Annotated in this window: 20 protein-coding genes; 8 read left to right on the forward strand and 12 right to left on the reverse strand. The window is 56.9% G+C overall.

Translation table 11 applies throughout. The features are described 5' to 3' along the window. The first annotated feature begins 10 nt into the window (after positions 1-10). Entirely contained in the window at positions 11-985 is a 975-nt protein-coding gene (locus VVR27_RS05885; protein WP_368547535.1) for a Gfo/Idh/MocA family protein, read from the forward strand. 373 nt (positions 986-1,358) lie between these two features. Here VVR27_RS05885 and VVR27_RS05890 read toward each other — a convergent pair whose 3' ends face one another. From VVR27_RS05890 to VVR27_RS05910, 5 genes are all read right to left on the reverse strand, one after another. Then, a complete protein-coding gene (locus VVR27_RS05890) occupies positions 1,359-2,804 on the reverse strand; it encodes a sugar porter family MFS transporter (RefSeq protein WP_368547536.1) in 1,446 nt (481 codons plus the stop codon). A 26-nt stretch (positions 2,805-2,830) separates the two neighbouring features. Then, positions 2,831-3,712 (reverse strand): sugar phosphate isomerase/epimerase family protein, encoded by an 882-nt coding sequence (locus VVR27_RS05895; protein WP_368547537.1) that lies wholly within the window; start codon positions 3,710-3,712, stop codon positions 2,831-2,833. Positions 3,713-4,026: 314 nt separating this feature from the next. Next, positions 4,027-4,317 (reverse strand): hypothetical protein, encoded by a 291-nt coding sequence (locus tag VVR27_RS05900; protein WP_368547538.1) that lies wholly within the window; start codon positions 4,315-4,317, stop codon positions 4,027-4,029. After that, complete coding sequence (locus VVR27_RS05905) at positions 4,318-5,214, reverse strand: Gfo/Idh/MocA family protein (RefSeq protein WP_368547539.1); 897 nt, start codon at positions 5,212-5,214, stop codon at positions 4,318-4,320. It abuts the gene before it with no gap. Between the two features lie 167 nt (positions 5,215-5,381). Further along, positions 5,382-6,410 carry a LacI family DNA-binding transcriptional regulator gene (locus VVR27_RS05910; protein WP_368547540.1) on the reverse strand — a complete coding sequence of 343 codons (1,029 nt, stop codon included), beginning with the start codon at positions 6,408-6,410 and terminating at the stop codon, positions 5,382-5,384. Between the two features lie 169 nt (positions 6,411-6,579). Between VVR27_RS05910 and VVR27_RS05915 the strand changes: the two genes are divergently transcribed. Further along, the gene (locus tag VVR27_RS05915) at positions 6,580-7,791 is read left to right on the forward strand and encodes a Gfo/Idh/MocA family protein (protein WP_368547542.1); all 1,212 of its coding nucleotides are present in this window, start codon (positions 6,580-6,582) and stop codon (positions 7,789-7,791) included. 16 nt (positions 7,792-7,807) lie between these two features. On the opposite strand, the gene VVR27_RS05920 is transcribed toward VVR27_RS05915, so the two are convergent. The 3 genes from VVR27_RS05920 to VVR27_RS05930 form a co-directional block, all read right to left on the reverse strand. Continuing rightward, positions 7,808-8,572 (reverse strand): sulfite exporter TauE/SafE family protein, encoded by a 765-nt coding sequence (locus VVR27_RS05920; RefSeq protein ID WP_368547543.1) that lies wholly within the window; start codon positions 8,570-8,572, stop codon positions 7,808-7,810. 67 nt (positions 8,573-8,639) lie between these two features. Further along, on the reverse strand, positions 8,640-9,527 hold the full coding sequence (gene iolB / locus VVR27_RS05925) for a 5-deoxy-glucuronate isomerase (RefSeq protein ID WP_368547544.1): 888 nt from the start codon (positions 9,525-9,527) through the stop codon (positions 8,640-8,642). An 81-nt stretch (positions 9,528-9,608) separates the two neighbouring features. Beyond that, positions 9,609-10,346 carry a GntR family transcriptional regulator gene (locus VVR27_RS05930; protein ID WP_368547545.1) on the reverse strand — a complete coding sequence of 246 codons (738 nt, stop codon included), beginning with the start codon at positions 10,344-10,346 and terminating at the stop codon, positions 9,609-9,611. 189 nt (positions 10,347-10,535) lie between these two features. Between VVR27_RS05930 and VVR27_RS05935 the strand changes: the two genes are divergently transcribed. The 5 genes from VVR27_RS05935 to VVR27_RS05955 all read left to right on the forward strand — a co-directional run bounded on the left by VVR27_RS05935 (position 10,536) and on the right by VVR27_RS05955 (position 15,347). Continuing rightward, entirely contained in the window at positions 10,536-10,940 is a 405-nt protein-coding gene (locus VVR27_RS05935; protein ID WP_368547546.1) for a tautomerase family protein, read from the forward strand. Positions 10,941-10,982: 42 nt separating this feature from the next. Then, complete coding sequence (locus VVR27_RS05940) at positions 10,983-11,492, forward strand: hypothetical protein (protein WP_368547547.1); 510 nt, start codon at positions 10,983-10,985, stop codon at positions 11,490-11,492. A gap of 175 nt (positions 11,493-11,667) precedes the next feature. After that, on the forward strand, positions 11,668-13,167 hold the full coding sequence (locus tag VVR27_RS05945; protein ID WP_368547548.1) for an efflux RND transporter periplasmic adaptor subunit: 1,500 nt from the start codon (positions 11,668-11,670) through the stop codon (positions 13,165-13,167). A gap of 3 nt (positions 13,168-13,170) precedes the next feature. Continuing rightward, positions 13,171-14,058, forward strand: coding sequence for an ABC transporter ATP-binding protein (locus tag VVR27_RS05950; protein WP_368547549.1), 888 nt, complete (start codon positions 13,171-13,173; stop codon positions 14,056-14,058). Beyond that, positions 14,055-15,347, forward strand: a complete 1,293-nt coding sequence (locus VVR27_RS05955; RefSeq protein WP_368547550.1) for an ABC transporter permease — start codon at positions 14,055-14,057, stop codon at positions 15,345-15,347. The genes VVR27_RS05950 and VVR27_RS05955 overlap by 4 nt, the downstream gene beginning before the upstream one ends. Before the next feature lie 131 nt (positions 15,348-15,478). On the opposite strand, the gene VVR27_RS05960 is transcribed toward VVR27_RS05955, so the two are convergent. From VVR27_RS05960 to VVR27_RS05975, 4 genes are all read right to left on the reverse strand, one after another. After that, positions 15,479-17,119, reverse strand: a complete 1,641-nt coding sequence (locus tag VVR27_RS05960) for a thiamine pyrophosphate-binding protein (RefSeq protein WP_368547551.1) — start codon at positions 17,117-17,119, stop codon at positions 15,479-15,481. Positions 17,120-17,309: 190 nt separating this feature from the next. Further along, positions 17,310-18,773: a sodium:solute symporter gene (locus VVR27_RS05965; protein ID WP_368547552.1), complete on the reverse strand. Its 1,464-nt coding sequence runs from the start codon at positions 18,771-18,773 to the stop codon at positions 17,310-17,312. A 166-nt stretch (positions 18,774-18,939) separates the two neighbouring features. Further along, positions 18,940-20,487 (reverse strand): PTS ascorbate transporter subunit IIC, encoded by a 1,548-nt coding sequence (locus VVR27_RS05970; protein ID WP_368547553.1) that lies wholly within the window; start codon positions 20,485-20,487, stop codon positions 18,940-18,942. Between the two features lie 33 nt (positions 20,488-20,520). Further along, the gene (locus VVR27_RS05975) at positions 20,521-21,366 is read right to left on the reverse strand and encodes a PTS sugar transporter subunit IIA (RefSeq protein ID WP_368547554.1); all 846 of its coding nucleotides are present in this window, start codon (positions 21,364-21,366) and stop codon (positions 20,521-20,523) included. 344 nt (positions 21,367-21,710) lie between these two features. On the opposite strand from VVR27_RS05975, the gene speB reads away from it, so the two are divergent. Next, entirely contained in the window at positions 21,711-22,775 is a 1,065-nt protein-coding gene (gene speB / locus VVR27_RS05980; RefSeq protein WP_368547555.1) for an agmatinase, read from the forward strand. Position 22,776: the final 1 nt, after the last annotated feature.

Raw genomic sequence — 22,776 nt, forward strand, 5'->3', positions numbered from 1 at the left:
AGAACAACTCATGGCTAACGAACTTCGGATTGGTGTCGTTGGTGCAGGCCGCATGGGCTATGACCACATTAAGCGCATTCACTCAACCATTAAAAACGCTGCGGTATCTGCCGTCATCGACATTGATGAGGAGAAGGCACAGCAGGCGGTTCAGGGTATCGAGGGTGCCCAGGTCTTTACTAATTTTGAAACTGCACTTGAAGCAGATGCGTTTGATGCAGTGTTAATTGCTACCCCCGGTTTCCTACACCTTCCCGTGCTGTTGCCAGCTATCAAGAAGGGTCTGCCTATCCTGTGTGAGAAGCCGATGACTACCGATTCGGTGTCCTCCTGGGAAATTGTTCAGGCTGAGGTCGAGGCGGGTAAGCGACTGGTGCAAGTAGGTTTTATGCGCCGTTTTGACGCGGGCTACCAGCAGATTCGCTCTCTGGTTGAAAGCCGCGAGCACGGTGAGTTGCTCCAGCTGTCCTGCGAGCACATCAACCCCGACGTGCCTGCCTCCTACACCGGACGGAACCTCATTGACGACACCGTGGTGCACGAGTTTGATGTCATTCGCTTCCTAACCGGTGAGGAAATCAAAAATGTTCAGGTACGCGCAGGCAAAAAGAGCAAGTACGCTTCGGCAGATTTGAACGACCCTGCTCAGGTACTTATCGAAACTGAGGGTGGAATCCTGGTGACCGTTAACACCCACGTGGTTGCACAGTATGGTTATGCTGTGACCACTAAGGGTATCTTCGAAGAGCGGCACGTATCTGTAGGCGAAGATCAGGTTTGCGAAAGCTTTGAGCCCCGTTTCGTTGATGCTTACGACGCCGAGGTTCAGGCTTGGGTGGACGCTTCACTGGCGGGCACCCAGGTGGGCCCCTCAACTTGGGATGGCTATGCAGCTGCTGCTTGCTGTGAAGCTGGTATTGAAGCTGAGGCATCCGGCAAGATTGTGGAGGTTAGCCTCAACCAGAAGCCTGACCTGTACAAATAGGTTAAAAGCTGGGGTAAGAGCCGGCTTCAGCTTTCACCGGCACCCCACACCATAGGACGATCACCGTCTACCTAAAGGTAGACGGTGGTCTTTTTATGCGGAAAGGACTTTTTACGTTTAGTGTGTGGAGCAACCGCTAGCTTGATAGCTAGCAAGGAAATAGCGCTGAGGGTATCAATTATGAGAAGAAGTTAAGAGGGAGAACTGAAAAATAGAGGAAGGTGAGAAACTATTTCTGGGGAAACGATAATACCAAAAAATAACCCGTTTTCTGCGGGGACTCCTGGAGCGGAGTGTCCCGCAGAAAACGGGTAGTAGTGAGCGACAGAAACTATTGCTAGAGTGCCTATAGGCAAGCGGCTGGGGGTGAGCTCTACTTCTTGGGTTCTACGATGTAGATAGCACCGGTGGTAACGCCGACCTCAACCTCTTCAAGGCTCTTGCCGCGGGTCTCGGGCAGGAACTTGATCATAACCAGAACAGCAACTGCGTTGATAGCGGCAAAGCCGAAGAAGGTGTTGTTCAGACCAACTGCTTCAAGTGCGATGGGGAAGACATAAGCAACCATTGCGTTCACGGACCACAGGCAGAAGACGGCAAAGCCCATACCGAAAGCGCGAATCTGCTGAGGGAAAATCTCCGAAAGGAGAACCCAGGTAGCAACGTTCAGGAAGGTTTGCATAGAACCTACGAAGCCAACGATAAGAACCAACAGCACCCAGGGGCGAATTGCGGCGTCCTCAGGCAACCAGAAGGCTGAGGAACCAATGAGTAGGTGGAAGATGGTCACCAGGGAGTAGCCGGTGATGACGGTGGTGCGGCGGTTGATTTTTTCCATCATCCACAGTGCGATGAAAGCACCGATCACTGCGATGACGCCGGGGGCGATGTTAGCGATAAGTGCTGCATTCGCGGCAAAGCCGGCTTCTTCAAGCACGATTGAACCGTAGTACATGATCGAGTTGATGCCGGTGAGCTGCTGGAATACAGCGAGGGCGACGCCCACAAAGAGGATGCGGATAATCCACTTGTCCTTCAGCATGGAAGAGATGGAGGGGGAAACCATGGTTTCCTCTGAAGCCAGGGTGCGCTCGATGTCGCGAACTTCGGCTGCTGCGCGCTCTTCTGAGCGGATGGTAGCAAGAATAGCGAAGGCTTCTTCTTTCCGGCCCTTAGTGATCAACCAGCGGGGTGACTCGGGCATACGGAGCATACCGATGAAGAGGAAGACTGCGGGGATAGCACAGACTGCGAGCATGATACGCCAGATATGGTCATGATCGCCCCAGACGTTACCCAGGATCGCATTGACGACGAAGGCAGCAAGCTGGCCCACTACAATCATCATTTCGTTACGGCCTGAGAGCGAACCGCGGATTTCATAGGGTGCTAGTTCGGCAAGGAAGACAGGTACCACGGTGGAGGCACCGCCCACAGCAAGTCCGAGGAGTACGCGACCGATGATGAGGATGCCCAGCCCCGGTGCGATAGCGCAGGCAATTGAGCCAAAGAAGAAGAGCGCTGCGAGGAAGAGGATGGTGACCCGGCGTCCCATAGCGTCCGCCATCTTACCAATAGCGAGCGCGCCGACGGCCGCACCAATGAGCAGTGACGAAGTAACCACACCGATGTGGCTAGTTTCAAGACCTAGCTCAGCGGTCATGGGCTGAATAGCACCGTTAATGACACCAGTGTCATAACCGAAGAGCAGACCGCCCAGGGTCGCTACAGTTGCGACCTGCCCGAGGCGGCGTGAATGGGGACCTTTGGTCAGCGGCGGCAGATTTGCCTCAGCTGTGCTGGGTGCGTGAGAAGACATATTGGTGCCTCTTTCTGACGGGCGGCTTACTTGCCGCTGCGCGCGCGCTCAGTGAGTTCGCGAATGGTTTGTGATTGATATTTGGAAACTTCTATGGCGTTTTCGTTTTCTGCAAAAACGGAGGATGCCATGACAGTGTTGGGGTCATCGAGGAAACCGATTTCGTCTAGTCCGTGGAAGAACTCATCCCAATTGACGTCGCCGTCACCAATCTTGAGGTGCTGATGCACGCGCACGGAGTTGCCGGGAGGGTTGGTGATGTAGCGAAGACCGTGGGAGGCATGGTGGTTCATGGTATCAGAAACATGGACGATGCGGATACGGTCGCCTGCTTCTCGCATGATCTCTAAGGGTTCTTCCTGCATATGGAAAGTATGGGAAGCAACGTAGACCATGCCCAGGTTCTTGGAATTGACGCCGCGGATAACGCGCCAAGCTTCAAGACCGTTTTCTACAAAGTCATCGGGGTGCGGATCAAATGCAATGTGCAGACCTTCGCGCTCAATAATGGGTAGGAGCTCTTCCATGGTGCGGTAGAAGGCACGCTCTGACTCTTCAGCCATCTCAGGGCGGCCTGAGAACTCGGTACCAATCTGTTGCACTCCCAGGTCAACTGCAATCTGCAGAACCCGCTTACCGTAGCGCACCGCAGCTTCGCGGGCATCGGGGTCAGGGGAGGACCATCGTAGGACGGGCAGAAGGGAAGCAATTTCTACTTCAGCATCTTTTGCTGCCCGGGCAAGCTTCTGGATGAGGTCATCGTCTGCCTTGGGGTGGTTGTAGAAGGGAATGAAGTCCTTGTGGGGAGTCATCTGCAGGTAGTCGAAGCCCATATCTTTAGCGATCTTGGGGAACTCCAGCAGTGAGTGACTGTGGTGGAAGGGGGTGGGGTCCAGTGCAATTTTCATTGAGGCTCCTTGTGTCTGCAGTGACAGTTAATGGAGTGTGGGTCTAGGGATAGCCTGCGTAACATCTGTGTCACAAAACACTATACATATGTCCTAACATATTGACAATACTACTAGCGTGAGTCGTCAAATTATTTTTTATAGCGGTCAGCTAGCTGTTGTTCGAAGGGTTAAAGCCTTTAGGTCTAGGGGTTGGGATAAGAGGAAAATGCATCGTGCCCAGGGCGCGCAAAAGCGCCTGCGGTAACCATCGCAGGCGCCCCTGGCACGGATGACTGTAGGAGACGGGGTGCTCTTCTGGCAACCGTTCTCCTCTAGTTTAGGTGAATCTCTGCCCCGTTCTTATCTGCAGATTCTGCAATCGCCGCAATGACCTGCAGAGTATGAAAGCCATCGGCAAAGGTGGCGCAGGGCTCCAGATGCCCGTTGATGCCGGCAACCTGTTCAAGGAAGGCGCGAGCCTGGAATGCAAAATTCTGGCTGTAGTTATAACCCACGCCGGGGGCGTCCATTGCCAACGAGCTGGCGTAGTAAGGGGTGTGGTTATTGATGACGACGGTGCGAGGGCCAGCTGTATCAGCAGGTGCCGCAGCATCGTTGTACATTTACTCTGCCGGGCGCAGTACGTCCCACGCGGCTTGTGCTTGCGGTCCGTAAACATGATAGGTCTGCCCATTGGGGTTACCGTAGGCAACCCGGGAGATGGTGTAGGTGCCCACTGCCCCATTTTCAAACATGCAAGTGAAGGTCGCGGTGTCTTCGTTGCCTACTTCTTCAGTTTCCTCTGACAGCTTCACCCTCCCGTGGCCCACTACCGCGCCGGCGGGTAGGTGACGGGTGGTGATGGTATTGGAGAGGTAGGCGCCGCGTACCGAGACTACCTTGCCATTGAGCTGTTCTCCGGTGTCAATGGTGTGGGAACCCAGATCTCCCAGGGCGCCGGAGCCGGGGTCGCCGCGGTAGCGCCAGGTCATGGGAGCTTCTGCATCTGAACCATAGTCACACAGGTAGTTAGAAATGAAACCTGCCACCGGCCCAAAGTCCCCATTGTCGATTTTTGTTTTGATGGCGTTGAGTGCCGGGGTTCGGCGAACGGTGTAACCAACAGCGGTAATTAGCTGTTCACCGTATTGGTTTTCGAGTTCAACCATTGCCTCTGCATCCTCGATGGTACCGGCTAGGGGCTTTTCGCAGAGGACATGCTTACCTGCTTCCAGTAGGCCCTTAGCAATGGGGAGATGGAGGGCGTTGCCGACCACGATGGATACGGCGTCGATGTCTGGATCATTGGCAACTTCGGTCCAGTCTGCGTAGACCTTTTCGTAGCCGTAACGAGCCGCAACTTCTTGTGCAAGTGGAAGGTTTGGGTCGGCGATTGCAGCGAGGCGTACCTGAGGGAGATTGGAGTTGTGGATTGCGCTTGCCATGCGGTAGCCAAAGGCATGGCCTTGACCTGCCATTCCGGCGCCGATAACTGCTACTGAGATTTCCTTAGATGACACGGAAACTCCTGGTGATTTTGCCCGCTGGGTAAGCGGGGGAGTCGGATGCCCCATGGGGGCAATTTGTAAGAACAAACCCCATCTTTGCATATTTGAACCGGTTCAAAAAGTGATAATGCAGATAAAATCTAAAAAAAGATAGTGGAGGTCATATTTCTGTGGGTTAGTTAGATGCCGGCTCCCAATGTGGAAGTGCGTGCCATGAGTCGGGGTGCTACCTCGAGGAGTTCTACCCGAGTGGTCCCACGGGCGATGCCTTCCATAGCGGCAAGTGCCGCGAGTTCCCCGATTTTTGCCTTATCTGGGTCTACTGACGTGAGTGAAATTCGCGGAATCCCAGTCAGCTGAATGTTGTCAAAACCTGCTACTGCCAAATCCTCGGGAACTTGTACGCCAGCTTCTTCGGCTGCCCGAATGAGCCCCAACGCTGAAAGGTCATTAACCGCAATGACGGCACTAGGGCGGGGTTCTATCTCTAGGAGGGCTTTTCCTGCCTGGTAGCCTCCTGTTTCGGTATAGTCCCCAGTAAGAATGGTAGGCTTCAAGCCGCGCGATGCCAGCAGGTTCTCGTAGGCCTCCTGCCGTTCCTTTGTAACCTCACTGGAACTGCCCGCTGCAAAAGCGATAGATTGGTGGCCGAGGTTGGTGAGATGGTCAATTAGCAGTTCCATGCCCGCCATGTCGTCGGCTCGTACGCAGGTATGGTGGGAGCTTGTGGCGGCTGCTGCGCTGGCGTAGATAATGGGGATCCCTGCGGGTAACTCTTTTTCCTGATTGGCTGTGCCCACCACTATCAGAGCCTTGGGGCGTAGGCTCTGGAGCATATGTAGCACTTGGGAGTCTAAGGTGCCATAGGGGCGCCCAGGCTGGTCGCTGGATTCCTCGCTGCCGCTCATTATCAGCCCAAACTCACCGTATTGTGCCAGTGTTCGGCGCACAGCATTAGCAACCTCAATGAAGATAGGGTTATGTAAGTCGAGCACCAGAATCCCTACAAAAGGTGAGCTCTGGGATGTTAGTGTTTGTGCCACAAAACTGGGGGAGTAGTTCAGTTTGTCGGCCGCCGTACGAATACGTTTGAGGCGCTCATCGCTGACCTTACTGGGATCTTTAAAGGCTAGAGAGACCAGGGACTTTGATACACCGGCTTCTGTGGCGACGTTCATAATGGTGGCACGTTTGGGGGGAGTGGGCATGAATATATTTTCGCACAGGGCCCTCTTAGGGTCAGTGTTTCTACCTTAATGTTGAGAGTGCTCCAAAATATTGGTGGGGTGGGGTATAGTTCTGGGCAAAGATACGTTCTTTCTGTAGACCTGCGTGCTGTCTGTGTCATTTTTATCAGCACTTCTACAGGAGACCACTATGGAACAGAAGACTATTGGCGTAGGCCTTATTAGCGTTGGATGGATGGGTAAGGTGCACACCCGTGCCTATACTTCCCTGCCCATCGTTTACCCCGAACTTGGCATAAAGCCCCGGCTGATTATTGCCGCAGATACCTCCCCCGACCGCGCAGGCTACGCGCGCGATGTCCTAGGTTTTGAATCTTCCACTATGGATTATCAGGAAGTGCTAGCGCACCCCGATGTGGATGTAGTTTCCATTTGTGCGCCCAACTTTTTGCACGCAGAGATGGGTAAAGCAGCCGCTGCCGCAGGTAAAGCCTTCTGGATTGAGAAGCCAGTGGGTCGTTCTGCTGACGAGACCTTGAGCGTGGTAGAAGCCGCTGACGCAGCGGGCGTGGAAACCGCGGTGGGCTTTAACTACCGTAATACCCCTGCCATCGAGTATGCCCGGCAGCTGGTTGCCGACGGGGCGCTGGGGCGTATTACCAATGTGCGTGGTGCCTTTTTTGCTGACTACTCATCAGAGCCCAAGGGTGCGCTTTCCTGGAGATTCATCAGAGAATTAGCTGGAACAGGGGTTCTTGGGGACCTCATGGGGCACCTGGCAGATCTTGCCCACTATATTGTTGGGCCCATCTCTGAGGTGAGTGCGTTGACCTCCACGGTCTACACTGAGCGCCCCAAATTGTCGGTAGGGCAGGGCACCCATTTTGCCGTTATCGAAAACGGGGAGATGGCACCGGTTGAAAATGAGGACTACGCGGCTCTTCTGGTGCGTTTTGGGCAGGACGCCGCTGGTGCCGGTGCAGTGGGGACCCTTGAGGCTTCCCGCGTGGCGGTTGGCCCTCGCGCCCAGTACTCCATCGAAATCTACGGCACCGAGGGCTCGGTACGCTGGGACTTTGAGCGTATGAACGAGCTTGAGGTCGCGCTAGATCGCAGCGGTCCCACTGTGGGCTATACCCGGGTGATGGCTGGTGCTGGCTTTGGTGACTTTGCCAAGTTCCAGCCGGGTGCCGGAACATCCATGGGCTATGACGACCTGAAGGTCATTGAAGCGAAGAAATTCCTGATTGCCTACACCGGAGGTGAGAGCCTGAACGCCGATGTTCATGATGCTCTGCTGGCTAACCGCGTGGTGCAGGCAGCTGAGGATTCTTCCAACAGTGGCCGCTGGGAGCCTGTGCAAGCGGTGGAAGGCACTACCTCTGCGCGACAAGCCGGCTAACTTAATTGAGGTGATCTTAGCGCACTAGTAGCCAGAGCGCACCGAGTACGGTAATCCAGATGACCAGACGTTCAAAGAGCGTCTGGTCAATCTTTGAAATCAACCAGCGTCCCAGTAAACCCCCGGCAAGGACGGCGGGTAGAAGCCAAATATCCAGAGCAAGAGTCTGGGTACTCACCAATCCCATGCCCACTAAGAAGGGCAACTTGACGGCGTTCATCACCGCGAAGAACCAGGCAGCAGTGCCCAGCAATGCCGCCGCCTCAAAGCGTGCAGCAAGAAAATACATGCTCATCACCGGCCCACCTGAATTGGCAACCATGGTGGAGAAGCCGCCCAGGGAGCCGTAGAGCCAGCGGGCTTTTGACCTGTTCTGAGGGCTGGGTGCGCCGTCTTTACTCCTAGCCTGTGTAGCCCGATGGCGCTGCCAAAGGGTCAGGGCCATAAGGCTTAGCAACAGTCCGCCGATGGCGCGCTGAACCCAGGCATCATTTGCTATCAGTAAGAAACCGGCGCCTGCTAGTAGACCTAGCAGGACGGCGGGAACCAGTCTTGCCAGGGTAGGTAGGTGGGCATGGCGTCGGTAGGCAAGGAGTGCCATAATATCCCCAACCATCAGGAGTAAAAGCAAGGCACCGGTGGATTCTCTTGCTGGGATGAGAGCTGCAAAAATGGCTACAGAAACCATATTCACCCCGGGCAGGGCGGTCTTAGAAATACCTACCAGCAGGGCAGCAACTGCCAGTAGTATCCAGGCGGTTAAGCTCAGTTCGTAGATCATGAGAACCTCGCTGAGCTCAGCGCCCACCGTCTTGTAGGGTGGGCGCTAAGCCAGGTAAGCATTCTATCTATGCAGTGAAGGGTAGGCGTGGGTCAACGCCCTGGTTTTCCCAGGTGGAACGCACCCAACCGTGGTGGGGGTCATCTGAAATAAGCCAGTCTCGCACACGCCCGGGACCAGCCATGACGTTGAGGTAGTAAAGGTCGTAGCCGGGGGCGGCCATAGCGGGGCCGTGCCAGCCATAGGGAACCAGTACGACATCACCGGTGCGTACCTCTTCATTGACGTCAATGAGGCGCTCATCAGAGGCGTAGACCCGCTGATAGCCAATGGCATCTTTGGCTTCTTCTGGCGCTCCGGGGGTCTTACGGGTCTCAAAGTAGTAAATCTCTTCGAGGGCGGTTTCGCCCTCTTTTTCTTCATCATGCTTGTGTGGCGGGTAGGAAGACCAGTTGCCTGCCGGGGTGATGACTTCGCAGACGATGAAGCGGTCAGCTTCTAGGGTGGCGGGGGTGCCAAAATTGTGAACTTGGCGGGAGCAGTTACCCGCACCGCGCAGTTCAAGAGGGATTTCTGAGCGGGTTAGGTGACGTACCGGGTAGTCTGCCGTGGCAGGGGCGGTTGCTATTGCTACCCGCACCCCGGGGGCGCCCTCCAGAGTGACGGGGCGGTTAACGCCGGTGTAGAGCACATCGGCAGGGCCGTGAAAGACCGATTCGCGACCGACAAGCTCGTAGGTCTTGCCGTCTACAGTAGCGGTAATATCACCTGTCAGCGGCACAATAATGCGTTCTTCAGGGGCGGCTTCGAGAGTAATCTTCTGGTCATTGAAGGTTGCAGTTTTAATGCCGGTGTGAGACCAACCTGCTACCGCTAGACTTGAATCGTGGGTGCCTAGCGATAGGTCCCAGGGGCCCTCTGCTGCGCTACCTGCGGGGTAAAACCACTCTGACATATTTTCTCCTTTGAATAGCTGTGTCTACTGCGGGGTGAGTAGGGTGCCGGGGCGTGTATAGGCCGCGCTCGTGGGTTGTGTTTAGTTTGAGAGGGTCATTTCAAAGCTGTAAAGATCGGCGCGGTAGACGTGCCTACCGGTTTCCACGCGGGTGCCGATGTCATCGATAACGGTGCGTTGCATGGAAACCAAGGGGGCGCCCAGCTCAATATCGAGGGTTTTTGCGTGAAAGGCGTCGGCTATTTTTGCGCCAACCGTCTGATGCCCCAAGGAGAAGGTGACGCCTAGGGCGCGCAGGACGTCGTAGAGACCCTGCCGAGTGAGATCATCTGGTTCAATGGTGCCCAGTTTTACAGGAATCCAGTTTTCCATTATGGCCAGTGGCTGGTTGTTTTCGAGACGCAGACGTAAGAGGTGGTAGACCTGCTCGCCGCTAGTAAGTTGCAGCTCCTGAGCTATATGGGCGGGGGGATCGATGATTTCGAAGGTGAGAACCTTGGTGCCGGGGGTGACGCCGCTCTGCGACAAATCGCTATAGAGCGAGGTCAGGGAGAGCGGGCGGCGAATTTCGTTAGCAACAACCTGGGTGCCCACCCCGCGTTTGCGAACGAGTAGTCCTGCCCTCACCAGCTCGTCCATTGCTTTGCGCACGGTGGGGCGAGAGAGGTGGAGTTGAGCGGCGATCTCTAGCTCATTAGGGAGCATTGTGCCGGCTGTGAGGGTGCTGGTTGAGATTGCGTTCTTAATTTCGCTGACCAGCTGGTGGTAGAGCGGTACGGGAGAGGTTCTATCGATGGATAGAGAAGAAAGCGTAAACATCGGAAACCATATTCTGTGAGCAGGGATAGTTCGAATGTCACTATGTATGGACAATTTGAGTATATATGAAGGGTTCGGATTCCGCTGGAGATAGCCCCTATAGTGGTAAAAGTGAGACAAGGATTGAACTTTGTTAGGACAAAGTATAGTGTTGGTGATGTCCAGTTACTCCTGTCGAAGGAAGCCGCTATGCCCCTCGTCCGCATTGATCTCAATAACACTCACACTCCTGAAAGCGTCCGCAACATTGCCGATGCCATTCATAATGCAATCGTTGCTGTTTACGCTATTCCACCTCGTGATCGCTTTCAGATTATTAACCGTCATGAGCCCGGGAGCATTATTGCAGAGGATGCAGGTCTCGGCTTTGAACGCAGTGAAGGGGTAGTGATGATTCAGATCTTTACTCAGCAAGGCCGTACCCCGGAGGTTAAACAGGAACTGTACGCTCGAATCGCCAGTGAACTTGCCGAGGTAGGGGTAGAGGGTGAGGACGTCTTTATTGGCTATGTTGAGAACACCTTTAATGACTGGAGCTTTGGCTTCGGTAAGGCGCAGTATGCGTTGGGGGAGCTGGCAGTGCCAAAAGCCTAGTGGCGCATCACCAGATAGGTCTCCTGCGAGTAGTCTTGGAGCATGCCTACACCTGATCGCGGTATCGCTCCGCTTGCTCGCGCCCTTGCCACTGACTTTGAGTTTGCCTTTGAGTATGACGCTCCAGAAATGATAGATGGGGTGGTGGTTGAGACCGCTGAGCTTGATAAAACCTATGTTGAGCTGACCGGCAGAATCTTTACCATCATTGTGAATATTGCCCATGTTGATGATGAGCGTGCCTACAGTTTCACCCTCTATGAGTCTGAGGATGACCCGCAGGCCAGCGAGGACGACGCCGCAGACGAAACCGTGGTGTTGCAAGAAGCGGGTATCGCCACCTTGGAAAAGCTGGAGCAGAGGGTGCGCGATGTGCTGACTGACTCAGCTAACTACCTCACCGACCACGAAATCTACGACATCGCTGAAGTGGTGCGCGTAGTCGATGAAACCTACAGCCCCGAACAGCAGGCAAAGATTATCGCGCAGGCACAAGAGCAGTCCGGGGCATCGGCAGAGCAGGACGCCCGCGGTAGCTCTTTCTTCAAGTAAGCAGGGATGGCTCAGCCTAGAGGCTGAGAGCTGGAAGAGCATGAGTCGTCCCTAGGTATGATTTCTGGGAATCTAGCGGCGAGAAGCTGAAATAGTGGGGGAGAGGCACCCTATACTGAGGGATAAGACAGGGCTACTAGCCTCTCTCACCTCCCTATCATCGAAAGCGACCCCGATGCAGAACGACCCCAGCCTCGAACCAGCCGCTCCGGCACACCCTCGACCGGCGTCCCAGCGCTCCCGACCCGCGCACCGTAAGAAAATGTCTACCCTCACCAAAACTTTGGTGTGGGTGGGCTCTGGTCTCCTGGCACTCATACTCATCGGTGCCGTGTTGATGTCGTTGTTGAGTGGTAGGGAAGAGAGCGCCTCGGAGGTGCCCGCCACTGACTACCTCATTTTGACTAGCTCAGATGTGAGTAACCGTGTGAGGGTTGAGGGGCACGTCAGCCCCGGGACCGTAGAGTCAGTCACCACCCACCTCACCTCACCCATTAGTTCTGTCACCGTTGAACCCGGTGACCGTGTAGAACTGGGGCAGAACCTAGCGACGATTGACGCCTCAGCCCTGCAGGGTGAGCTGGATAGCCAGCGCACCACCCTGGACGGTCAGGTCACCTCAGCGCAGAGCGCCCTTACCGCCGCCCAGGGCGCCTATGACAACTACAGTGCCGGCATTAACAATGGCACTAACCCTGACATCCTTGCGGCTCAGGGAGCCCAGCGAACCGCCAATGAACAGCTCACCGTTGCCAACGATGACCTCTCCGCTAAGCGTGAGGCACTCGCTATATCAGGCAATGACCCGGCTCTTGCCACAGAAGTCCGCGCCGCAGAGAGTGCCCAGCGCATCGCAGCCGGAGCCAAGGCTGACGCTGACACCGGTATCACCACCGCTCGCAGTGCAGCCGATACTCAACTCGCTACTCTGGCTACCGAACTAGAAACCGCTCGTAGCGCCCTGACCACCGCCCAGACCACTCGTGACCAGGCCCTCGAGAAGCTGCAGGACGATATCAACTCGGCAACCATTAGCTCACCCATCAACGGTGTGGTGATGAACGTGGCTAAGCCCGGCGCTCCTGCAACCGGCCCGGTTGTGACTATCGGTGATGACTCCAAGCTCACCATCACCACCAAAGTACGTGAAGCAGATATCGCTTCCATCAAGGAAGGTAACAAGGTCACCTTTACCTCCGGCAGCACCGGCTCTAAGGAATACACCGGCACCGTTACCTCGGTGGCCTCCATCGCTGACTCCGTGCAGCAATCCGGTTCTGAGGAGGCGGCTTCTGCTGGAATGTCGGGCGCGGGTTCCAGTGACCCCACCTTCACCGTTGAAATCGAAGTAACCGGTGATCGTGAAGGCCTGCAGCTGGGCTCCAGCGTCAAAGCGCAGATTATCACCGCTGAAGAAGCCTCCACCCTCTCCCTCCCTCTGGACGCTGTCTACACCACCGACGCCGGCACTAAAGCGGTGGTCGTGGCAGTACCCACCGACTCCGGCGCCTACACCCTCGAAGAGCGCTCCGTTGAAACCGGCCTAGCCAACGACGTTGATGTCGCCGTGACCGGCGGGGACGTGGCTGAGGGTGACATGGTGCTTACCCCCGGTGAGAAGTACCGCTCGCAGCTGGGCCAGAACGTCACCCTCGGCTCGGGAAGGAGCTGGTAGCCCGTGACCGGCTACGAATACAACCCGCCCGGGCAACCCGGAGCCTGGCTACCCGGCCAGCCGGGAGCTGATCCCACCCTGGCGCTCCCCGGCGCGGCATCCAACCGGTTGCTGGATATGCGCGGCATCGTCAAAAGCTTCAACGTGGGCGCCGAAAGCCACATCACCATCCTCCCCGGCGTGAACTTTCACGTGAACCGCGGCGAATTCGTCTCGGTGGTAGGTGCCTCCGGCTCCGGCAAAACCACACTCATGAACATCATCGGACTGTTAGACCGAGCCAACCAGGGCAGCTATACCTTTGACGGCGAAGACATCATGCAGCTCGACGATGACGATCTAGCCTTCTACCGCAGCCAAAACATCGGCTTCATCTTTCAGAGCTTCAACCTCATCGGCAGAATCTCCGCCCTTAAGAACGTAGAGATGCCCATGATGTACGCCGGCATCAACGTCAAAGAACGCCGCGAACGTGCTGAGCACCTGCTAGAGCAGATGGGCATGGCTGACCGCATGATGCACAACCCCGTTCAGCTCTCGGGCGGACAGAAGCAGCGCGTGGCTATCGCCCGCGCGCTCGCCAACGACCCGCCCCTTTTGCTAGCCGATGAACCGACCGGCGCGCTGGACAGCCAGACCGGGCGCATGGTCATGGACCTCTTCCACCAGCTCAACCGCGAGCAGAACAAGACCATTGTCTTCATCACCCACAACTCCGAGCTAGCCGCCGAAACCACCCGCGTGGTGACCATGGTAGACGGCAGAATCGTGAGCGGTGAGGACGCCGCCACCCCCTACCTGGGGGCACCTGCCGCAGGGCCTGTGGCGGCCTCGCCCACCAGCGTCCTTGCGCCCCCGGCAGCTACCCCGCAAGGAGGGGAACAGGCATGAACATCCGCGAATCAATCTCGCTAGCCTTCAGCAGCTTGCGCACCAACAAGATGCGCTCCTTCCTCACCTTGCTCGGCATCATCGTGGGTATCTCCTCGGTAATTGCCATTCTTACTCTGGGCCATGCGCTCAAGATGCAGACCACCCAGTCCATCGTCAGTTCTGGCGCCAATGACCTCATGGTGCAGGTGACCGAGCGACCCAAGGAGGGAGAAGAGGACAAATCAACCAGTAATGATCCCTATGCCGCCATGTACGGTGGGGGTGGAGCTGCCCCTGATGAAGCCTCAAAACTTGATGTCGATGATATTCAGCGCATCAAGGACGCTATGGGGGATAAAATCTCCGGTGTGCCGGTGGGTAGTGCCTACGGTGGTATGGGCGTGACCCTCTATAACGGGGAACGGAACCAGTCAGCGAGTGTTTCCCCGGTGAACTTGGACTTCTTAGATCTTGAGAAAGTCAATATCACCTACGGTCGCAACATTACCCAGACCGATATTGATCACCGCCGCCCGGTAATCTTGATTTCCGAATCCCAGATGTTCTCCCTCTTCGATAGCCCAGAGGACGCTATCGGTGGGGAGGTCGAGCTGGATGCTCAGGGTTCTAGCTCCAGCGCCGTGGTGGTAGGTGTCTTTGCCCCCAACACCTCTGGCGGTCTCTTGCTCTCGTCCACCGACGATATTACCTACACGCCCTACACTAATAGCGGTGCTCTGGGTTATAAGGAGGAATCCTGGGCTAGCCTCGCGGTGCGTCCGGCTGAAGGTCAGGACCTCGTGCAGGTTAAGTCCCAGCTGCAGGCTGTGCTGACGGGTATGTACCGATCCAACGAAAACTTCCATGCAGAAATCCAGGACTTCCAGGCGTCCACGGACGCTTTTAACCAGGTTCTGGACGGTATCAGCGCGGCCATTTCGGCTATCGCTGGTATTTCCTTGCTGGTGGGTGGCATTGGCGTCATGAACATTATGCTGGTGACCGTCACCGAACGCACCCGAGAGATTGGTGTGCGCAAGGCGCTGGGCGCTACTCGCGGGGCTATTCGTCTGCAGTTCGTGATTGAGGCCATGATGGTGTGCCTGGTGGGCGGGGTGATTGGTGTGCTCTTAGGGGGTGCCCTGGGTATGTTTGGGTCCACCTTCTTCAGTGAAATGACCTTCCCGCCACTGAGCGCAGTCTTACTGGCTCTAGGTTTCTCACTGGGTATCGGCCTCTTCTTTGGTTACTACCCCGCCAATAAGGCGGCAAAACTAGATCCCATTGACGCCCTACGTCATGAGTGATCACTAGGGAACTCGCACCCTGAGGAGCCCCGTCTGTTTCCAGTCTAAAGTGGAGAGCAGACGGGGCGCTTTGTTCTATCAGGTCTCGGGGTAGGTGGAGCCAGTTATTATCGCCCACCCACTTTCCTTGCCTAGCGCAGACTCTCACCAATTTTGAGGTGAATCAGGCTGGGTCCCTTGGTCCCTAGAGCCTGGGTGACCGTCTTTGCCAAGGTGTCCATGGTGGCGGTGAAAGCAGTGGCACCGAAACCCTCCGCCAGTTTCACCCAGTCAGGCTGCACCAAGTTGACCGCAACATCCGCGATGCCCCGGTCGCGCTCATTCTGGCGAATTTCGCCGTAGCCGCCGTTATCCACACAAATAATGGGTAGGTCGAGCTGCTGCTCCACCGCCGTCATCATCTCCTGGATGGCGAACATGAGTGCGCCGTCGCCCAGTAGGCAGACCACCGGACGCTCAGGGGCGGCAATCTTGGCGCCCACCGCGGCGGGCAGACCGTACCCCAGGGTGGCGTAGGTTGCCATGTAGAGCAGAGAATTGGGCTTCGGAGCCCGGTAGAAGGTGGTGGTGCCCATATAGGTGACCTGGGAAGAGTCACCGGCGATGATGGTGTCTTCAGGCAGAACTTCCATAATCAGCTCGTTGAGTTGGGCTAGTTCAGGTGCAATGGCCCGTCCCTCATTATCTAGGGCGTCGAAGACTTCTTGCAGGTCTCGCTGTGTGCGCGAGGCGGGGGTGATTCCCTGCTCTGACAGTGCTTTCAAGAGTTGCGGCACGACAGCTTTTGAGTTGCCCGGCAACTCAATATCCGGGGTGATGTTGGTGAGCAGCTGGGAGCGTTCAATATCCACCCGGATGACTGGGCCTGCGGGGCGGATATCGCCTTCCCACAGCTCAGCTTCACCGATTTTTGAGCCGATAATCAGCATGGCATCGGCTTGCTGGCAGAAGGAGTGGGCGGCGGTGAGGCGCAGGTCTGCGCCCAGGGATAGGCGGTGCTTCTCTGGGATTGCGCCCTTACCGTTGATGGAGGTTAGTACGGGGGCTTCTAGCGTTTCTGCTAGGAGCAGCAGGTCATCGGCTGCAGCAAGGGAGCCGCCGCCGGCAATAATCACCGGGTTAGTGGACGCCGCTAGCATGCGGGCTGCCTCTTCAACGTCTTCGGCGGGTGCCGGTTGAGGTTTGCCCAGGGGGCGGGCAGCGAGGAGCGCCTCGTCCACCTCGGCTTCGGCTTCCAAGATATTAAGGGGCACCTCGATGTGGATGGGGCGGGGGCGGGCGTGCGCGAAGGAGCGGAAGGCATTGTGGATGATGTCCACCGCTTCTTCAGCTGAGTTCACGCGGCGGGAAAATTCAACAATGGAGTTGACCGCTCCGGTGGGGTTCTTGGTCTCGTGCAGGGCGCCGATATCTCGGAATTCGTGCCCGACCGGGCGGCCGGGGGAGAGGATAATCATGGGTCGAGATTCGGCGTAGGCGGTGGCTGCCCCCGAGAGGGAGTTGAGCAGGCCGGGCCCTGAGGTGGTGATGACCACGCCGGGCAGTCCGCGAGTCTGTGACCAGCCGTCGGCACCGTAAGAAGCGCCCTGCTCATGGCGGGTAGTGACGGGCTTGATGCCTAGCTCCTCTAAATGGCGGTAGAACTCAAGGTTGTGGGTGCCGGGAATGCCAAAGACGGTGTCGATGCCGTAATTTCGCAGGGTTGCCAGAATCGCGTAACCGGCGTTGCGGCGAGGCTCGGTGGTGCCTGCGCGCTGGGGAGAGTGTGCCAAGAGGGTGCCTTTCGTCAGCAGTTGTCCGCTTTAGCATACGTGCTGGGCGCATAAATATTGCATATTTCCACCCCTGAAATGTTATGCAGACCACAGTATGTTTATGGGGTTGGTGCGGCCGGGCGGAAATACCCGCTTTCTCTCATCTGCACCCTCCACCGTGAGTACTTTCGAAACAAAACGGGTACTTTCAGCTAAGCGCTCGCTGGCTGGGTCTTACTGAGTGCTGGTGGCGTTGCTGCAGGCGGGCGTCCCAGGCGTTCATGACCTCAGACGAGGTGGGCTTGGTGAGTAGCGAGACCGCAACGTAAACCACCAGCGAGGACGCTAGGCCGTAGTAAATAGGCTCGTTAGCGAGCACTCCAAAAATGGGCAAAGACGCTAGAGTCACCACTGAACCGACTAGCATGGATGCAGCTGCGCCCGCACCGGTGCCACGGCGCCAGAGCAGACCGCCCAGAATAGCAACCATCAGACCGCCGACCAGAATGTCGTAGGCGATGGTCAAAGAGGTGACGGTATCGGTCAGGAAAATTGCCAGGACGGTAGCAACTAGGCCGAGAATCAGCAGGTAAATCCGGTCAGTTGCTAGGGTGGCGTCCGAATCTCCGCCTTCTTCTTCAAGGGCGGGCTTGCCCGTCAAGAAGGGGATAACGTCCACGCGAGCCACGGTGGCTGAGGCGATCAATGCGCCGGAGGCGGTAGACATCATGGCGGCTACACCGGCTGCCAGTACTACGCCGCCTACACCGGTAGGCAGGTAGTTCTGAGCTACGGTGGCGAAGGCGTCATCCTGACTTTCTAGGCCCGGTACTAGCGCTGCGGCTGCCATGCCAATGACAGCTCCGGCTATGCCGTAGAGGCCGATGTAAACACCTGCACCGGTCCCGCCCCAGCGGGCGACTTCGGGGGAGCGTGCCGAGAAGACGCGCTGCCAAATGTCCTGCCCCACCAGAATGCCCAGGGTATAAATCACGAACATGGTGATGATGGAATTAGTGCCCATGGTGTCCAGTGAGAAGTATTCGGTGGAAAGGCGCTCGGTCAGTCCATCCCAGCCGCCGGCCTGTGATAGGGATAAAGGCAGCATGAGCAGGAAGATGCCCACGGTCATGATGGCGAACTGCATCATATCGGTCAGGGTAATGGACCACATGCCGCCCAGCAGGGAATAGCCAATAACGACCAGGGAGCCCAGCAGAATTGCCCAGGAGCGGTCTATATCAAACATGACACGGAAGATGGAGGCGTAGGCGGCGGTTGAGGTCACCGTGATCATGAGGGTGTAGCCCAGCATGACGATAGATGAGACCTGGGTGGCGCGTACTCCGTACCGCAGGGAGAGCATCTGCGAGACCGTGTAAATTTTGAGCTTAGAAATGATGGGCGCGAAGATCAGCGATAGGAGCACCACGCCGGCGGCGATAGCCACAACCAGCCACATGCCTGACAGACCGTAGGTGTAGCCCAGGCCTACACCGCCCACGGTGGACGCTCCGCCTAGGACGACGGCGCTCATGGTGCCCGTGTACAGCAGGGGGCCCAGGCGGCGTCCGGCGACACGGAAGTCCTCTGCATTTTTGGCGCGGCGTTTACCCATGTAGCCACAGAAGATAAGGGCTACTAGGTAGAGCAGAATGATGGCAAGATTCACTGAAACTCCAGGGTGATTGTGCGCGTGCGGGCAGTCACAGTGTAAGTCATGGAGGGTAGTTGAGGCGAAATGAGAGCCGACCTTTCGCCAGACTAAAGCCAAGGAGGCAAGACTGCTCAGGGGTATAAAAATGCCAGACCCGTGTGGGTCTGGCATTTTTTATAGATTAGATGGACGCCGGCGGGCGGGGTGCGCCTTGGGGTGGAGCGATTCGGGCGTATTTCCCGGATGTAACCCCTGCAGTGCCTTGATCCGCTGCAGAAGGAGCTACGGTGCCAGGGTTGCGGCGAAGGGGAGCGGGGTCCCAGTCGCTATCGACCAATTTCTTCTGCACCAAGATAGCCGCACCAAGAATGGCTGCGCCGATGAGTGCAGTAACGATGGCTCCTGCTACTGCGCCAGCGGATGCTCCTGCGCCGATAAGGATGCCCACCACGCCGAAGTCGGTATCACCGAAGGTGGTGTTGGCTTCACCAAAGGAGCCCAGCACCTTCATCAGGAAGGCGGGCAGGAAGGAGACCAGTAGGCCATTGACGAAGCCGCCGGCGATGGCACCGCGGCGGCCGCCTGTTGCGTTACCGAAGACACCTGCTGCGCCGCCGGTGAAGAAGTGGGGAACCAAACCGGGCAAAATAAGCGCGAAGCCGAAAGCCGGCCCTAGCCAGGCTCCCAGAATGAAGAGGCTGACCAGCCCGCCGGTGAAGGAAGCTAAGAAGCCAATGAGTACAGCGTTCTGGGCGTAGGGGAAGACGATGGGGCAGTCGAGCGCGGGTACTGCACCGGGCACCACCTTGTTAGCGATTCCCTGGAAAGCGGGGACCAGTTCGCCCAGGATAGTGCGCACACCAAAGAGGATGACGGCAACCGAGATGCCGAACTGCAGACCTGTGGTTACCGACTGCATGAGGTAGTTACCTAGTCCGGAGGCGCCATTGGAGAAAGCTGCGAATGCTTCTTCGCCTGCGCGCATGTAGAAGAGGCTGGCGACCACCAGGTACATGAGAACCATGGAAAGGGCAGTTGCCACCATAGAATCGCGCAAGAAGCGCAGTGACTCGGGCACCTTGATGTCTTCGGTGGAGGGGGAGGTGCCTTTGGGGTCTACAGCTCGGCCCACCAGGCTTGAGGCGATGTAGCCCACGGTGCCAAAGTGGCCCATGGCGACGGTTGAGCCGCCGGTGACCTTCTTCATCCAGGCCTGGGAGAAGGCAGGCATAGCCACCAGTAGGACGGCGAGGAAGAGTGAGCCCAGGGTTACGGTGACCCAGGGGCTGAGGTCAGTGGTGGCTAGAACCATAATGATCAGGGTGGCCATGAACAGCATGTGATGACCCGTAAGGAAGACATAGCGCAGGGGTGTAATGCGCGCTAGTAAGAGGGCTGCGAGGAAGCCTAGAATCATAATCCAGGAAACCTGGGCGCCGAAACTTTCTTGGGCTATGCCAACGATTGCTTCATTAGTAGGCACAACGCCCTGGGTACCCAGTGCCCCTTGGATCATAGCGCCGAGTGGCACGAGGGAGGCAACGACTAGGCCAGCGCCTGCGCCAATCAACAGAAAGCCGAGCGTCGCCTTAATGCCGCCGCCAATAACTTGGCCCACGGATTTACGCAGGCCGATTAACCCAACTACGGTGATGAGGCCAATGAGGAATGCTGGGACCGAGAGAACTTCGTTGACGATGAAAGCCGCGAAGTCGGTAATGAAGCCCATGAGAGTCTCCTAAAAAATAAGAATGGTGTGTGTTTAGACGGCGTAGCGGCGGCGGAGCACGCCGTCGAGTTCTTGCGTGGAGGTGAAGTCGTTTATAACTTCAACGGCGACACCCAAATCGCCTAAGGTCTCAGCGATAGCACGGGAGGTTAGCACGAAATCACTGCTACCGGCTTTGCCTTTGGCGCTGATAGTGTCGGTGGCTTCGACGTCGATAAAGGGGTCCCATCCCCAGGCGACGAGCACCTTTTCGAGGGTTGATTTGAGGAAGAGGCTGGAGCCCACACCGTTTCCGCAGACACAGAGAATATGTCCTTTAGAGGCAGGTGCACTCGCCAGTTCTTCTTTGGTGGGCGGCGCCTGCTGTTCAGTAGATGCCAGGGTGCTGCCCTGGTGTGAGGTGTGAGCTGATGCCGCTTCTGAAGGCAGTTTTTTGCCGCTGAGAATCTCGCGTATCTCTTGATCGCTGGTTGCAGTATCGAGGGCAACCCGCGAGGCAGCGTCCGAGAGAACCCCAGCGAGAGCTGCTAAAGCTTTTTGATGAGCGGTGGCATCGGTAGCAGCCAAGCTCATCACGATGGTGACGGGATCATTTTTGGCGCTGCCAAAATTCACCGGTGTAGCCAGGCGTGCAAAGGAGAGCGAGGTCTGCTGGACGGACGGATCGGGGCGGGCATGAGCCAGGGCGAATCCTGGGGTCAGCACGATGTAGGGGCCGTGCTCCTCAACGGATTGAATCATCAGATCCGTGTAGTGCGCTGTGACGGTTCCAGCTTTCTCAAGGAGAGCGCCAGAGGCACGGATGGCGGACTGCCAGGTGGTCGCGTCCACGTCGAGTGCTATGGCACTGTCGGGGATTAAGTTCGTCAGTGAACTCATGCGGGTTCCTTCTCTCAGGTGTCACCCCCAGCGTCTTTAGTCAGGGGCTGTTGTTAAATTTTGAGGATGTTTCTAGTCTAGTTACCTCGGTATTTCTGAAAGACGAGAAGGCGTCGGCCACTTTGCCTGATTGTGTAAAAATATTCAATAATTCGCACCCTTAAGTACAGGCGGTTTGGGGGGGATTTTCCTATTAATTTCAGGTGATGTGCATATATATATTGAACTCGGTATAAACAGTCATCTCCGGTGTATAAACAGCGCGCCTGCCGGGTTATAGTTGAGTGAAATCTCGTGGCAGGGCTCACATATGAGCGCTCTCTCTACTTCTTCTAAGGAGCACCATGGCAGAAGCATCCTTCTCAGCTAAACCCAACCGAGTCATCGCAACCGGTGCCGACGGCGTCGAGCGGGTTGGCCCCGTCAACGCCGCCGAGGTGCCCCGCTGGGCTGGCAACGGCACCTTCGCCCGCCTGCCCCGCCTGGACGAAGTAGAGAAGGCAGACATCGTCATCGCCGGTATCCCCTGGGACTCCGGCGTGTCCTACCGCCCGGGTGCCCGCTTCGGCGCCAACCATGTGCGTGAGTCCTCCCGCCTGCTGCGCCCCTTCAACCCCGCCGCCAATATCTCCCCCTTTGCAGAAGCCCAGGTGGCGGACGCCGGCGACATCATCGGCAACCCCTTCAACATCGAAGAAGCCCTCGAAATGATTGAAAAGGGCGTGCACGAACTCACCAAGGACGGCGCCAAGCTCGTCTCTATCGGCGGCGACCACACCATTGCTCTGGCTAACCTGCGCAACCTGCACAAGAAGCATGGAAAAATTGCCCTGCTGCACTTCGACGCCCACCTGGATACCTGGGACACCTACTTCGGTGCTGAGTACACTCACGGAACCCCCTTCCGCCGCGCCTTTGAAGAAGAACTGCTAGATACCGATGCCCTCTGCCATGTGGGCACCCGCGCCTCCCTCTACGGCACCGAGGACCTAGATGACGACGCCCGCTTCGGCTTCGGTATCGTCTCTTCAGCCGATGTTTACTACCTGGGCGTCACCAAGGTGGTTGAGCTATTGCGCGCTCGCATTGGCGAGCGCCCGCTCTATGTTTCCATCGATATTGACGTGCTTGACCCTGCCCACGCACCGGGCACCGGCACTCCTGAGCCCGGCGGTATGACTAGCCGTGAGCTTCTGGAAATTCTGCGCGGTCTGCGCGGGCTTAACCTGGTGGGCTCTGAGGTGGTTGAGGTGTCTCCTCCCTACGACCATGCTGAGCTGACCGGTCTTGCGGGTGCCCACGTTGTCTACGAGCTCATCTCCCTGCATGCCGCTGGTGTAAACGCTCAGCCCATCTCACCTGCTTACGGTGAAGCCACGGTTACCTACGGTGAGAAGGCAGAGGGCTAGA

Source organism: Rothia sp. LK2492 (genome assembly GCF_040946345.1).
GTDB classification, from domain to species: domain Bacteria; phylum Actinomycetota; class Actinomycetes; order Actinomycetales; family Micrococcaceae; genus Rothia; species Rothia endophytica.

Bases quoted from the DNA above. Each gene is read 5' to 3' on its own strand.
- VVR27_RS05935 (WP_368547546.1), top strand. From the start codon at position 10,536: ATGCCCCTCGTCCGCATTGATCTCAATAACACTCACACTCCTGAAAGC.
- VVR27_RS05900 (WP_368547538.1), bottom strand. From the start codon at position 4,317: ATGTACAACGATGCTGCGGCACCTGCTGATACAGCTGGCCCTCGCACC.
- VVR27_RS05955 (WP_368547550.1), top strand. From the start codon at position 14,055: ATGAACATCCGCGAATCAATCTCGCTAGCCTTCAGCAGCTTGCGCACC.
- speB (WP_368547555.1), top strand. From the start codon at position 21,711: ATGGCAGAAGCATCCTTCTCAGCTAAACCCAACCGAGTCATCGCAACC.
- VVR27_RS05970 (WP_368547553.1), bottom strand. From the start codon at position 20,487: ATGGGCTTCATTACCGACTTCGCGGCTTTCATCGTCAACGAAGTTCTC.
- VVR27_RS05915 (WP_368547542.1), top strand. From the start codon at position 6,580: ATGGAACAGAAGACTATTGGCGTAGGCCTTATTAGCGTTGGATGGATG.
- VVR27_RS05930 (WP_368547545.1), bottom strand. From the start codon at position 10,346: ATGTTTACGCTTTCTTCTCTATCCATCGATAGAACCTCTCCCGTACCG.
- VVR27_RS05940 (WP_368547547.1), top strand. From the start codon at position 10,983: ATGCCTACACCTGATCGCGGTATCGCTCCGCTTGCTCGCGCCCTTGCC.
- VVR27_RS05945 (WP_368547548.1), top strand. From the start codon at position 11,668: ATGCAGAACGACCCCAGCCTCGAACCAGCCGCTCCGGCACACCCTCGA.
- iolB (WP_368547544.1), bottom strand. From the start codon at position 9,527: ATGTCAGAGTGGTTTTACCCCGCAGGTAGCGCAGCAGAGGGCCCCTGG.
- VVR27_RS05975 (WP_368547554.1), bottom strand. From the start codon at position 21,366: ATGAGTTCACTGACGAACTTAATCCCCGACAGTGCCATAGCACTCGAC.
- VVR27_RS05885 (WP_368547535.1), top strand. From the start codon at position 11: ATGGCTAACGAACTTCGGATTGGTGTCGTTGGTGCAGGCCGCATGGGC.
- VVR27_RS05890 (WP_368547536.1), bottom strand. From the start codon at position 2,804: ATGTCTTCTCACGCACCCAGCACAGCTGAGGCAAATCTGCCGCCGCTG.
- VVR27_RS05920 (WP_368547543.1), bottom strand. From the start codon at position 8,572: ATGATCTACGAACTGAGCTTAACCGCCTGGATACTACTGGCAGTTGCT.
- VVR27_RS05895 (WP_368547537.1), bottom strand. From the start codon at position 3,712: ATGAAAATTGCACTGGACCCCACCCCCTTCCACCACAGTCACTCACTG.
- VVR27_RS05910 (WP_368547540.1), bottom strand. From the start codon at position 6,410: ATGCCCACTCCCCCCAAACGTGCCACCATTATGAACGTCGCCACAGAA.